Below are 13,635 nucleotides of genomic sequence, written 5' to 3' on the forward strand. Positions count from 1 at the left end.
TTTGAGGCGCTCTTGATAGGGGAAAGTTTAAAATTTAAATGTGACATCAGCAATGAACTGTCGCCCAATTTCAGATCTAAGTCTGTTGGTCGACTCACTAATACCTGGGGTGGTATAGATATTATGTCGATTGGTAATATTGTTAATGGTTAAACCGAATATTGCTTTGAGGTCTTTAGCGAAATTGAAATCATAAGTGGTACGCATATCCCAACTAAATCGAGGTCTAATCGTATCTGTAGCATAGGCTTCCAACAGGACACCATCATGCTCAACTTTGTTTTTTAGTTTATACGTATCTTTATATTCAGAGTTGTAGCTTAAAAAGTTATTAATCTTTAATGGTAAATTTGAAAACTCAATGTCCCAACCAAAACGAGCAGTCCAAGGCTGATTGAAATTTTCAACAGGACGTTCATTAAATTGGATGAGGCTGCCGTTAAAGATAATATCGCGATCTTCAGCAGTCGTATTACTGTTAACGTTATATGACTCAGAATAGTCTAAATAATTTTTTTCTGATTCAGTGTAATCAAAGCCAAAGTTAAACCCGTGCAGAGAGTTTTTATATACGACTGGCAGCGTATTTCTGAGTGTGAGTGTGTAAATGTCAGCTTTTGCCTTACCACTATTACTATATTCAAAATGATCGATGGTGTTGCTGGTTGTTGGATCAATAAAACGATTTTTTGTGATTTCATCTTTGCTATCACGATTCACCCATTTCAGACCAAGGTTCCAGTTTTTAACTTGGCTATTAATGGCAAACACAATTTCGTCAGCATAAGGGGTCTTTAAATTGGCACGTTGAATATTGGAATTAGCTAATATTAAATCTGATAACCCAGTTTGAGTCCAATAGTCTTCAGTTTGATTTTTTGTGCGTTTTAAATTGTATTCCAAAAATGCAAGTTGATCTTGCAGTTCAGTGGCTAAGGTATAGTTTGCATAATATCGATTCCATCCCGTAGTGAAGGACAGAAGATCATTTTTTAGCGGTTTATAGTTAAAGGCAGTACGAGGTGCAATATTTAAATTTTTCGATAAGCTATCATAATCTGCACGTAAACCTAAACGCGCTGAAAAATTATCCCAAGTCGATGTGTTTTCAATGAAGGTATGCACACGTTGTTGGTCAATATTAACTTTACCTTTTTGATAATACTTGCCATTTGTTTGATATTGGCCTTGATAGTTATTTTCATCCGTTGCTTCATCACAAAGAATATCACCTGCCGTACAGCTAATGCCTGAACTAGATGTAAAAGTCTTAGGCTGATTATACATATAGGCATCGTTAGGCCGTTCCCATGCAACTTTAGAATAGTCATAGCCCATACCAAAGCTTAATTGTTGCATGCTGTTGCCAATCTGAATGGTATCAAACGCATTTTTTAGACTATACGAAAATGTATCTTGGTGTAATTCAATATCACTACTTGTGGCACCTTCACCAGGATTGGAACTCCAGTTTTTAGTTGGTGTTTGCTTCCAAAGAATGCCGGTAGTTGAATCATTTTCACGTGCTTGGCTTAGCGTTTGATAGCTAATATTTTGCTTTAATGTCGAGTTATTGAGTTTGTTTTCTAATTCACCAAAGAATGTCAGTGTTTCAGTATTGCTAATGCTTTTTGAATTTATTCGCTTATCAACGAAATTTAGACTGTCCAAATCCCCTAAATCAAATCCAAACTTCGCTTTGGTTGTGTCCGAAGGTGTGTAAAAAAGGGTAGTCCCTAAGTTGATATTATTACGCTCACTTTTGACTTTACTGCGATCTTCTAAACCACTCATTACTGGTACGATAGATTCACGTTTAGAGGCATAACTATTGATGCCCCATTGTTCAGAGAGTTTGCTGTATAGGTTCAGGCTTAGGCCGTGTTTTTTATATTCTTTATTATTTGATGATGTTGGATCTTCAAACTCTGCAGCTTCTTCTTCATCGGTAAAATGATAACGTGACCAATCACTTTCCGTGTAGTCGTAAGTAACGGAGCCGTGGATTTTGCCAATTTCAGTATTTGGGGCACAAGTTTCAGCATTAACTACACCACCTGTAAATTCGCCGTATGCTGCAGAAACATTACTATCGATCAATTCTAATTTACAAATTAAATCGGTATTTAGGGCCATCCCTTGTGAGCCACCATCAAGCTTGCCTGAATAGGAGTCGCCACTTGCCAGAGGGTCAATGTTATTGGTGGTATTGACGCCGTTAATTACAAATTTATTTCGGTAAGTTTGCGCGCCATTAATAGAAATCTCGGATGGTCGTAGCTCAGCCTGTGAATCTGCAGAACGTTGTTCACGGCTAAACTGCACATTTGGATTAACTTTTAAAAAGTCTGTGATATTTTTCGAGCTATTCGGCGTTTTTTCTAAATCTTCTTTGGTGTATACGGTTTTACCTACTTCTTGCTTGGCTTTGACTTCAACTTCAATCGGCGTCATTTTAAGGTTATTGCTTTGAATAACTTGAGTTGAATCAATTTCATTGGCATAAGCTTGAGATGCTAAAGCAGTCAAAATTGCGATATTAAGAGGAGAATAGGCAAAGCGCATGGCTGTCAATAATTATGCAGATAAAAACGATAGCGATTATCATTAACTTTACAAAAATAATCAATAGAAATGAGAATTATTTGCAATAGGTGTTTTTTTAATACACAGCGATTTCAGTGAATGAAAATTTTAACTAATCAGTAGAGGTGGTGATGTGTATTCAATAGACTTGAATATTCAGCTTGGAGAAAGTCTGAATAAAAATTGGCGTCCCTACGGGGATTCGAACCCCGGTTACCGCCGTGAAAGGGCGATGTCCTAGGCCTCTAGACGATAGGGACGTTTAGAAGATGGCGGTATCTTATTGATCCGCCATCATAGTGTCAAGTAGGTGAGGGCCGAGTTTGTTCAAAATATAACAGAACAGTTCTGCGGTCTTCTGAGTATCGTAAAGTGCAGAGTGTGCTTCTTTACCATCAAACTCAATACCAGCTTGAATACATGATTTTGCCAGCACAGTTTGTCCAAACATTACAGCGCTCAAAGTCACTGTATCGAATACGGAAAAACTATGGAAAGGATTTTGATTTTTTGTTCCTGTACGTGCAATAGCTGCCTGTACAAACCCTAAATCAAAATGGGCATTGTGACCAACTAAAACAGCATGAGTGCAGTTTTGTTGACGACGTACTTCATTCACTGACTTAAAAATACGTTTTAATGCTGATTTCTCATCTTCAGCCATGGCCATACGCATCGGATTAAATGGATCTACACCAATAAAATCCAGTGAGCGACGGTCAAGGTTGGCACCTTCAAACGGATTGATATGTGCATGGTGGGCTTCACCCGGTACAAAATTACCTTCTGCATCATACACAATAGGAATAGCTGCTATTTCCAGTAAGGCATCGGTCTGTGAATTAAAACCTGCTGTTTCGACATCGACTACAACAGGTAAGAATCCACGGAAACGTTGACCAATGACTGGTCGAGTTTCATCTGTCACACTTTTCTCCATTGGATGGTCTTACCCGCATACAACGGAATAATTTTTTCGCCATCCAAGTAGTCTAAACTTTCAGGGATCACTTGATCTTCTTTTACCAAAGTAATGGTATTGGTATTTCGAGGGAGTCCGTAGAAGTCTGCACCAAAGTGGCTTGCAAAACCTTCTAAACGGTCGATTTTACCGACTTGATCAAATGCTTGAGCGTATAGCTCAATTGCTGTTGGTGCACTATAACATCCTGCACAGCCACATGCATTTTCTTTAGCATTTTTTGAGTGCGGCGCACTGTCTGTACCTAAGAAAAATTTAGGGTTCGCACTGGTCGCGACTTCAAGCAAAGTTTGCTGATGGGTTTGACGTTTTAATATCGGTAGGCAATAGAAATGCGGTTTAATACCACCCACCAACATATCATTACGGTTAAACAATAAATGTTGCGGTGTGATTGTCGCAGCGACATTACGGTCTTGTTCTAATACAAAATGCGCAGCTTCACTTGTGGTGATGTGTTCTAGCACCAATTTTAATTTAGGGAACTGTTTTAACAGTGGAGAAAGTACTTCATCAAGGAAACGTTTTTCACGGTCAAAAATATCGACATGGTTATGCGTCACTTCACCATGTAAGAGTAATGGCACTTGGTGTTCTTCGAGTTGCTCAATCACACCATATACTTTACTAATGTCACTGACACCACTGTCCGAGTTCGTGGTTGCACCTGCTGGATAGAGCTTAATGGCATTAACATGCTCAGATTCTTTAATTTTTTTAACTTCACTTGCAGGTGTGTTGTCTGTGAAATAGAGCACCATGCGCGGGTCAAAGTGAACGCCTTCAGGAACATGTGCCATGATACGTTCACGGTATGCATTTGCTTCTTCAACGGTTTTTACCGGTGGTACGGTGTTTGGCATACAAATCGCGCGAGAGAATTGTTGTGCTAAATCAGGAACTGTACGCTTTAGGGCTAGACCGTCACGTAAATGTGCATGCCAATCATCTGGCTGAAGAAGAGTAATCGTATTCACAGCGATTCCAAGCTTGGAAATAAAACAAATGATAATGCAAATAATGTGAAAATGGTAACGAGATTTATGTACAAATGACTGAACAGATATAAATAAAGAATAAAAATTGTGGTATTTTTAAATGACTAAAAAAATTAGATAAATGCTTGGAAATGGAATACAAGTATAACCTTGCAAAGTTGCAATACGATAAAGAAAAAATAGAGGAACTGATTACACGGCAAACTCGTCGTGTAGGGGAAATGTTTCCTAAAAAACTGGAAACTCAATTTTGGACTTTAAACCTCGATCGTGCGCAAACCAACATACGTCATTTTTTTTGGATGGGAGTGTTGATCTACTTTGTGCTCACGATGCTGATCATTCCCGGAGATTACTGGATAATTAATCAACAGCATTTTGTGCATGATTTTATTCGTTGTTTGCTTGGTCAGCTCAATGGTGCGCTGTGTCTTTTGGCTTTATATACCTTTGCCCGTTACGACCGTCTGAAGCCTTATTTTTCACATGCCAGTATGTTTGTAGTGTTTTGGGCTGTTATTTCAATGTCTTGGCTCACCATGACCGTGTATACCGAAGCACTTAAACATCAGGCCATGATGATCCTTTGTATGATTTACATCTTGAGCTATATTTTGACGGGGGTAAAACCGGTCCAAATGTTGATGTCTGGATTGTTGGCTGCTGTGGTCACCATGTTGATGCTTTTTTCATTAGAAGTGAAATTTGATGTGATGGTGTTGGGGCGTGTACTGATTGGAAGCTGTGTATTGGGTTTTGCAATCAGTAAGATGCTCTGTGCGCGTGAACGGATGATATTTTTGAATATGCTGCGCGCGGATATTAGTGAAAAAATCCATCGTATTCATACCACTGAGCTTTTGCATTTAAGTCAGCATGATGAATTAACCAAGATTTCAAATCGACGTACTTTTGATGAAATGCTTGATACCTTTTATGAGCAATCTCGACGTAATAACACCTCGCTTGCTGTGCTATTTATCGATGTTGATCATTTTAAAAACTATAACGATTTCTACGGTCATCAAAAAGGCGATGATGTAATTTCAACCATTGCCAAAACCATTAAAAATGCCATTCGACATATGGATTTTGTAGCGCGATATGGGGGTGAAGAATTTGTGGTTTTATTGCCTGAAACCGATGCGCATGGTGCTTATGCGGTAGCGTCAAATATTTATAAAGCAATCGATCGTTTAGAAATTCCACATGCCAAATCACAGGTTTCAAATCACGTCACTATTAGTTTGGGTATTACGGTATATCGTGCTGAAAATATGACGAAGGATGAACTGTTAAATATTGCCGATCAGGCGTTGTATCGTGCGAAACAATTAGGCCGGAATCAAATTTACTATCAGTCGATTCGTTCAGCACATGTGGCTTAATGTTTAATAAAATTGAGAACTTCTCTGAAATCGGCAATAAAAAACCGCGCAAAATGCGCGGTTTTTTATGACTCAACAAATCTTATTTGTTTTTGTCTTTTAATTGAGGCACTGCAGAACCTGTACCTACTGCAAGTAAGCCAGAGTTTGTGTAGATACCTAATTTAGCGCGAGTATCTGTGATATCCAAGTTACGCATAGTCAATTGACCGATACGGTCAGCAGGACTAAACATAGAGTCACCTTTCTCCATAGTTAAACGCTCAGCTTCATAAGTGAGGTTAGGAGATTCAGTGTTTAGAATAGTGTAGTCATTACCACGACGAAGTTCTAAAGTCACAGTACCAGTGATTGCTTTAGCAACCCAACGCTGCGCAGTTTCACGAAGCATTAATGATTGAGAATCGAACCAACGACCTTGGTAAAGAAGACGACCTAAACGCAGACCGTTAATACGGTATTGTTCGATGGTGTCTTCGTTATGAATACCAGTCACTAAACGTTCATAAGCGATATGAAGAAGTGCCATACCCGGAGCTTCGTAGATACCACGAGATTTTGCTTCAATGATACGGTTTTCGATTTGGTCAGACATACCTAGACCATGACGACCACCGATACGGTTAGCTTCAAGAATGAACTCAACTGGGTTTTCGATGCGTTCGCCATTTAATGCAACAGGGAAGCCTTCTTCGAAAGTTACAGAAACTTCTTCAGCTTTTACTTCTACGTCATCTTTCCAGAACGCAACGCCCATGATTGGGTCTACGATTTTGATACCCGCATTAAGGTATTCAAGATCTTTTGCTTCGTGAGTCGCACCTAACATGTTTGAGTCAGTCGAGTACGCTTTCTCTTTTGACATTTTGTAGTCAAAACCATTGTCGATCAGGAACTGTGACATTTCTGCACGGCCGCCTAGCTCGTCAATGAAAGTTTGGTCTAACCAAGGTTTGTAAATTTTTAGCGATGGGTTAGTCAACAGACCATAACGATAGAAACGTTCAATGTCGTTACCTTTATAAGTCGAACCGTCACCCCAGATGTTTACGTCATCTTCTTTCATTGCGGTTACAAGCATCGTACCTGTAACTGCACGACCAAGAGGAGTCGTGTTGAAATAAGGCATACCACCAGTTGAAATGTGGAAAGCGCCACATTGAATAGCCGCAATACCTTCTAAAGCAAGTTGTAAACGACAATCAACTAAGCGAGCTTTAACTGCGCCATACGCTTCCGCTTTTTTTGGAATCGCATCGTAGTCGTCTTCATCAGGTTGACCTAAGTTTGCTGTGTAAGCATAAGGTTCCGCACCTTTTTGTTTCATCCACAAAAGCGCAGCTGAAGTATCTAGACCACCAGAGAAGGCAATACCAACTTTTTTGCCAACTGGGACATTCTGCAAGATAGTTGCATTATCAGTCATTGTTAATCCTAACGATATAAATATAGGCACCGAGAATGGGTGGCCTGAAAGAATACATATATGTGCGCGATTGTAGCACTTTTCTGCGGGGTTTTTCTAAAAAATCATGAGATACAAGCGATGAGGTGGAAAAAAATGATCGTTGAAATCTATTGGTGAATACTTCATCCAGTTTTTGCGGGCGGAAAATGCGTTTTCTGAATGGAATAGGATGTAAATATAAAGAAATCTATTTGATTTAAATTAATGGTCATACCATTATTGGGTTAATTTGGTTTTTATGCTTTTCATTGAAATGAGACTGAGGTCAAACAAAGCGTGGTTATTAGACTAAAGTATATTTTATAAAGTTTAGTTGTAAATAATAAATACAAAACAGATATTTAAAAGTTGATATGGAGGTTTTTAAACGGAAAAATAATGTTTTTGTATTTTATATTGGTCATACCAAAAACAAGAAAAGCTTGAATGATTGAGTTGAAATAATTAAAAATTGCGGAGTATTTCAGCAATAGTATGAGTTTTTATGTGTTTAATATTTATATTGGTCATACCAATGATAAAAAGACCACATGCTGATATTGCTCAATAATTAAATCTTAGTAAGCATTTCAAGGAGATGACAATGCTTCAATGGCAGCAAATATATGACCCAATGGGGAATATATGGATATCAAGTTTAATTGCGCTCATTCCGATTATCTTTTTTTTCTTGGCGCTTGCTGTATTTCGTTTAAAAGGCAGTGTGGCAGGTACGATCACCGTTGTACTGGCACTTTTGGTGTCTTTATTTGCCTATGACATGCCTGCGCTTATGGCATTGGCTTCGATGGTCTACGGTTTCTTCTACGGTTTATGGCCGATTGCATGGATCATTATTGGTGCGGTGTTCCTGTATAAAATTTCAGTCAAAACAGGGCAGTTTGACATCATCCGTTCTTCGATTCTTTCCATTACTGAAGATCAACGATTACAGATGCTGTTAGTTGGCTTTGCTTTCGGTACTTTCCTAGAAGGTGCGGCGGGCTTTGGTGCCCCTGTGGCGATTACCGCAGCACTATTGGTAGGTTTAGGCTTTAAGCCTTTATATGCGGCAGGTCTTTGTCTGATCGTCAATACTGCGCCAGTGGCTTTTGGTGCGATGGGTATTCCAATTATCGTTGCTGGACAAGTGTCTGGTGTTGATACGATGGAAATCAGTCAGATGGTTGGTCGACAGCTGCCATTTATGGTGCCGATTGTACTGTTTTGGATTATGGCGATTATGGATGGCTGGCGCGGTGTGAAGGAAACTTGGCCTGCAGTTGTGGTTGGCGCGAGTAGCTTTGCGATTGCACAGTACCTAACCTCGAACTTTGTCGGTCCTGAATTACCAGATATTACCGCGGCGATTGCCTCTTTAGTGTCATTAACGATTTTATTTAAATATTGGCAGCCTAAACATATTTTTCGCTTTGCAGATCAAGATGCGACGATGAGTGAAGATGTTGCTGCACAAAAACAGCAAAAATATAGCTTGGGTCAAATTGCAAAAGCGTGGTCGCCATTTGCGATCTTAACGGTGATGGTTACGATCTGGAGTATTAAACCGTTTAAGGATTTATTTACTAAAGACGGTGCCTTACATGATTTAGTTATTTCGATCAAAGTGCCATTTTTACATCAATTGGTTCAAAAGATGCCACCTGTCGTACCAGAAATGAAGGACTACGATGCCATCTATAAATTTGACTGGTTTTCGGCAACAGGTACGGCAATTGTCATTGCTGCGATCATTACCATTATTTTCTTAAAAATGAAGCCGAAAGACGCGATAGTGACCTTTGGTGAAACCATTAATGAATTAAAAATTCCAATTTATTCGATTGGGATGGTCTTGGCTTTTGCATTTATCGCCAACTATTCTGGGATGTCAGCAACATTGGCATTAGCACTTGCGCATACAGGCCAAGCCTTTACTTTCTTCTCACCATTTTTAGGATGGCTTGGTGTCTTTCTTACGGGTTCAGATACGTCAGCCAATGCACTATTTGCTGCATTACAGGCAACCACTGCACAGCAAATTGGTGTGCCAGAAGTATTACTCGTTGCTGCCAATACCAGTGGTGGTGTGACAGGAAAAATGATTTCACCCCAGTCCATTGCAATTGCATGTGCAGCAGTTGGTTTGGTGGGTAAAGAGTCTGATTTATTCCGTTTTACAGTAAAACACAGTATAACGTTCACAATCATGATGGGGATTTTAATCACCCTACAAGCTTATGTGTTCCCTTGGATGATTCCATAACACGCATTGTGTAACAACGTTAAGGAAAGCAGATGAAAGTCTCTGATAAAACTGTTCAAAGTCTTCGTGTATTGATTGAAGAAAGCAATATGCAAGTTGGAGATCGTCTGCCTGCTGAACGGAAACTGTGTGAACAACTAGGCGTCTCACGCACCTCTTTACGCGAAGCGATTTCTCAATTGACCAGCATGGGCGTGTTGGTCAGTAAAGTCGGTGCGGGGACTTTTTTAAAGCAATTACCAGCGACTTGGTCGAGTTATCAAATTGTGCAGCCCATCAGCAGTTTGATTAGTGAAGACCCTGCCTACCGTTTTGATGTGCAAGAGGCGCGCATTATTTTGGAAGGTGGTACTGCATGGTATGCGGCACAACGTGCTACATCAGAGGACTTGGCACATATCCGACATTATTATGATCAGATCAATCATTTTCAGGCTTTAGGTAATGACGATGAAGCAGCGCGTGCAGATGCCAAATTTCATTTAGCAATTGCTGAAGCTTCACATAATTTAGTGTTGATTCAGATGATGCGTGGTCTATTTGATCTGTTGCAATTTAATGTCGTTTTAGGTCGTCGAAAAGTTTATAGCGAAGCACACCGATTTGATCAATTGCATGATCAGCACTTTCAAGTCATGAATGCAATTGAACGTCGTGATCCTGAAGCTGCACGTAAAGCAGTCTGTGGACACATTGAGTTTGTAGTACAACAGGTGCGCATGATTGATGAAGAAGAAGCTCGTCGTCAGCGTGCCAGTCGATTAAACAGGATATAAGCATGATTATTTCTTCTGCCAATGACTATCGTGAAGCGGCACGTCGTCGTTTACCGCCATTTTTATTTCATTATATCGATGGCGGGGCGTATGCCGAATATACCTTAAAGCGTAATGTAGAAGATTTATCAACAATAGCGTTGCGTCAACGTGTGCTAAATGACATGTCACAGCTGAGTCTAGAAACCCAACTGTTTAATGAAACTTTATCGATGCCTGTGGCTTTATCACCTGTGGGTTTAACAGGGATGTATGCACGCCGCGGCGAAGTTCAAGCAGCCGTTGCTGCAGATAAAAAGGGCATTCCATTTACGCTGTCTACCGTTTCAGTATGTCCTATTGAAGAGGTGGCGCCAGCGATTCAGCGTCCCATGTGGTTTCAGTTATATGTGCTACGTGACCGTGGCTTTATGAAAAATGCCTTAGAACGTGCCAAAGCTGCAGGCTGTTCAACTTTAGTGTTTACCGTGGATATGCCTGTTCCGGGCGCGCGTTACCGTGATGCGCACTCAGGGATGAGTGGCCCAAATGCAGCAATGCGCCGTTATATGCAGTCGTGTTTCCACCCACACTGGGCGTGGAATGTGGGTTTATTAGGTCGTCCGCATGACTTAGGGAATATTTCTAAATACTTGGGCAAACCAACAGGTCTAGAAGATTATATCGGCTGGTTGGGGAATAACTTTGACCCATCGATTTCATGGAAAGACCTTGAGTGGATTCGTGAATTTTGGGATGGCCCAATGGTCATTAAAGGCATACTTGATCCTGAAGATGCCAAAGATGCTGTGCGTTTTGGTGCAGATGGCATCGTGGTGTCAAACCATGGTGGCCGTCAGCTCGATGGTGTTTTATCTTCAGCGCGTGCATTGCCGCCAATTGCCGATGCAGTAAAAGGCGATATTAAAATCCTTGCGGATTCGGGTATTCGTAATGGTTTAGACGTGGTACGTATGCTGGCGTTGGGTGCGGACACCTGTATGCTCGGTCGTGCTTTTGTTTACGCATTAGGTGCTGCGGGTGGAGCGGGCGTTTCAAATCTTTTAGAACTGATTGATAAAGAAATGCGTGTTGCCATGACTTTAACGGGCGCGAAAACCATTGCAGATATTACAGAAGATTGCTTGGTTCGTTTAGAGCGCGAATTGGCTTAGCCGTTAACTTTGATACGCGTAAATGTCATCTGCAATTGTTCGAGGCAGACTTACATATTTAAAGTAATGTTTCTGCGAAGATAATATTTATCAGAAAGTATTTGACGAGTTTTGCAGATGACAATGGTTTTGCCTACTTTTCCCAAAAGAAAAGTAGGTCGAACCGAAGGTTAATTCCTAAATATAAACAAAACTGAAATTACTCCGCCGTTATGAATGCTTTAAAGCCTGAACTGTATAAGCATTCATCCATAGGATAACCAATATGCAACCCCATTCAGATTCACAGCAAACTATTCAAAAACTCATCACTATTGTGGGTAAACAACACGTTTTAACTGACGATAAAGACACACGTTTATACCGCCAAGGTCGTCGTTACGGTGCAGGGAAAGTACTGGCTGTTGTTGCACCAGGGTCATTACTGGAACAGTGGCAAGTACTACAAGCGGCTGTTGATGCAGATTGTATTGTGATTATGCAAGCAGCCAATACAGGTTTGACCGGTGGTTCAACGCCTTTTGGCGATGACTATGACCGTCCTGTGGTTCTGATCAGCACGCGTCGTTTGGTTGGCATTCAGGTGATTAATGACGGTCAGCAAGTCATTTGCCTACCGGGGGCAACATTAGACAAGCTTGAAAAAGATTTGGTGCCATTTAATCGTGAACCTCATTCGGTGATTGGTTCTTCGTGTATTGGGGCATCGGTTTTGGGTGGCGTCTGTAATAACTCAGGGGGTGCTTTGGTGCGCCGCGGTCCTGCCTATACAGAGCTTGCACTGTATGCACGAGTGAATGAGTCAGGTGACTTAGAGTTGGTCAATCATTTAGGTATCAATCTTGGCAATACGCCTGAAGAAATCCTCACAGCGTTGGAAAATAAAAATTATCAAATCAATGACATTGTGAATAATTCAAGTTGCTGTGCCTCTGATCAGCGCTATTCACATGACGTAAAGCAAGTTGATGAAAATACGCCTGCACGTTTTAATGCCGATCCAAGCCGTTTATTTGAAGCTTCAGGTTCAGCAGGTAAGGTTTGCGTCTTTGCCGTGCGTTTAGATACTTTTGAAAAGATTCCAAGTCAGGTGTTTTATGTGGGAACCAATTCACAAGATGATTTAACAGAAATTCGTCGTTTTCTACTAAAAGATCTTGCACGCCTCCCGATTGCAGGTGAGTACATTCATCGCGTGGCATACGATATTGGGGCTGAATATGGCAAAGATTCTTTTGTATTTATTGAAAAATTCGGCACCGCAAAAGTTCCTGCTGCTTTTGCCATGAAAGATAAAGTCGATGGCTATTTAGAAAAACTGGGTTTGCAAGGTTTATCGGATAAAGTTTTACAACTCGTCACTAAATTTATGCCGAATCATCTGCCAAAACGGATGAATGAATTCCGTGATTTATATGAACATCATTTGATGATTCGTATTGAAAATCAGGATGTTGATCAAGTTGATGCGTATTTGAAAATGTATTTTTTAGATAAAACGGCAGGCAATTATTTTAAATGCACAGACGAAGAAGGGCGTAAAGCATTTTTACACCGTTTTGCGGTGGCAGGTGCTGCAATTCGTTATCGTGATACGCATCGTTCGGAAGTGGAAGATATTGTTGCGCTGGATATTGCGCTACGTCGCAATGATCGTGAATGGGTAGAAACTTTGCCGAAAGCCATGGATGAGCAAATTATCCATAAACTCTATTATGGACATTTTCTCTGTCATGTTTTTCATCAAGATTATATTGTGAAAAAAGGTGTAGATCCTTTGGCAATGGAACATGCAATGTGGCATTTACTCGATGATCGTGGTGCTGAATATCCTGCGGAACACAATGTTGGACATTTATATGTTGCCAAGCCTGCATTAAAAAATCATTATCAAAAGTTGGATCCAACCAATAGCTTTAATGTCGGGATTGGGCAAACCAGTAAGCTGAAGAATTGGAAATAATGCTTTTAAAAATAACACGCCGTGATGTGAAAGTTCACGGCTTTTTTTATGGTTAGAGGATTTATATATCAGGCG

General features: G+C 40.4%; 9 protein-coding genes and 1 tRNA gene. 5 read left to right on the plus strand and 5 right to left on the minus strand.

Annotation, left to right across the window (positions count from 1 at the left end):
- Positions 1–27: 27 nt before the first annotated feature.
- The 4 genes from FTV38_RS00890 to pyrC form a co-directional block, all read right to left on the minus strand.
- Entirely contained in the window at positions 28–2,565 is a 2,538-nt protein-coding gene (locus FTV38_RS00890) for a TonB-dependent receptor plug domain-containing protein (protein ID WP_180020786.1), read from the minus strand.
- A 205-nt stretch (positions 2,566–2,770) separates the two neighbouring features.
- Positions 2,771–2,846, minus strand: a tRNA-Glu gene (locus FTV38_RS00895).
- A gap of 20 nt (positions 2,847–2,866) precedes the next feature.
- Positions 2,867–3,526 carry a ribonuclease T gene (gene rnt, locus FTV38_RS00900; RefSeq protein ID WP_078192915.1) on the minus strand — a complete coding sequence of 220 codons (660 nt, stop codon included), beginning with the start codon at positions 3,524–3,526 and terminating at the stop codon, positions 2,867–2,869.
- Complete coding sequence (gene pyrC / locus FTV38_RS00905) at positions 3,511–4,545, minus strand: dihydroorotase (protein WP_111885770.1); 1,035 nt, start codon at positions 4,543–4,545, stop codon at positions 3,511–3,513. Before pyrC ends, rnt begins: the two co-directional genes overlap by 16 nt.
- Positions 4,546–4,697: 152 nt before the next feature.
- On the opposite strand from pyrC, the gene FTV38_RS00910 reads away from it, so the two are divergent.
- Positions 4,698–5,954: a diguanylate cyclase gene (locus FTV38_RS00910; protein ID WP_180020788.1), complete on the plus strand. Its 1,257-nt coding sequence runs from the start codon at positions 4,698–4,700 to the stop codon at positions 5,952–5,954.
- Positions 5,955–6,036: 82 nt separating this feature from the next.
- On the opposite strand, the gene argG is transcribed toward FTV38_RS00910, so the two are convergent.
- On the minus strand, positions 6,037–7,380 hold the full coding sequence (gene argG / locus FTV38_RS00915; protein ID WP_180020790.1) for an argininosuccinate synthase: 1,344 nt from the start codon (positions 7,378–7,380) through the stop codon (positions 6,037–6,039).
- 619 nt (positions 7,381–7,999) lie between these two features.
- Here argG and lldP point away from each other — a divergent pair.
- From lldP to dld, 4 genes are all read left to right on the plus strand, one after another.
- Positions 8,000–9,667 (plus strand): L-lactate permease, encoded by a 1,668-nt coding sequence (gene lldP / locus FTV38_RS00920; protein ID WP_171256696.1) that lies wholly within the window; start codon positions 8,000–8,002, stop codon positions 9,665–9,667.
- A gap of 32 nt (positions 9,668–9,699) precedes the next feature.
- Positions 9,700–10,443 carry a transcriptional regulator LldR gene (gene lldR / locus FTV38_RS00925; RefSeq protein WP_180020792.1) on the plus strand — a complete coding sequence of 248 codons (744 nt, stop codon included), beginning with the start codon at positions 9,700–9,702 and terminating at the stop codon, positions 10,441–10,443.
- A 2-nt stretch (positions 10,444–10,445) separates the two neighbouring features.
- The gene (gene lldD / locus FTV38_RS00930; RefSeq protein WP_180020794.1) at positions 10,446–11,597 is read left to right on the plus strand and encodes an FMN-dependent L-lactate dehydrogenase LldD; all 1,152 of its coding nucleotides are present in this window, start codon (positions 10,446–10,448) and stop codon (positions 11,595–11,597) included.
- Between the two features lie 265 nt (positions 11,598–11,862).
- A complete protein-coding gene (gene dld / locus FTV38_RS00935) occupies positions 11,863–13,560 on the plus strand; it encodes a D-lactate dehydrogenase (protein ID WP_180020796.1) in 1,698 nt (565 codons plus the stop codon).
- The last annotated feature ends 75 nt before the right edge of the window (positions 13,561–13,635 follow it).

This window comes from Acinetobacter sp. YH16044 (genome assembly GCF_013417145.1).
GTDB classification, from domain to species: Bacteria; Pseudomonadota; Gammaproteobacteria; order Pseudomonadales; family Moraxellaceae; genus Acinetobacter; species Acinetobacter amyesii.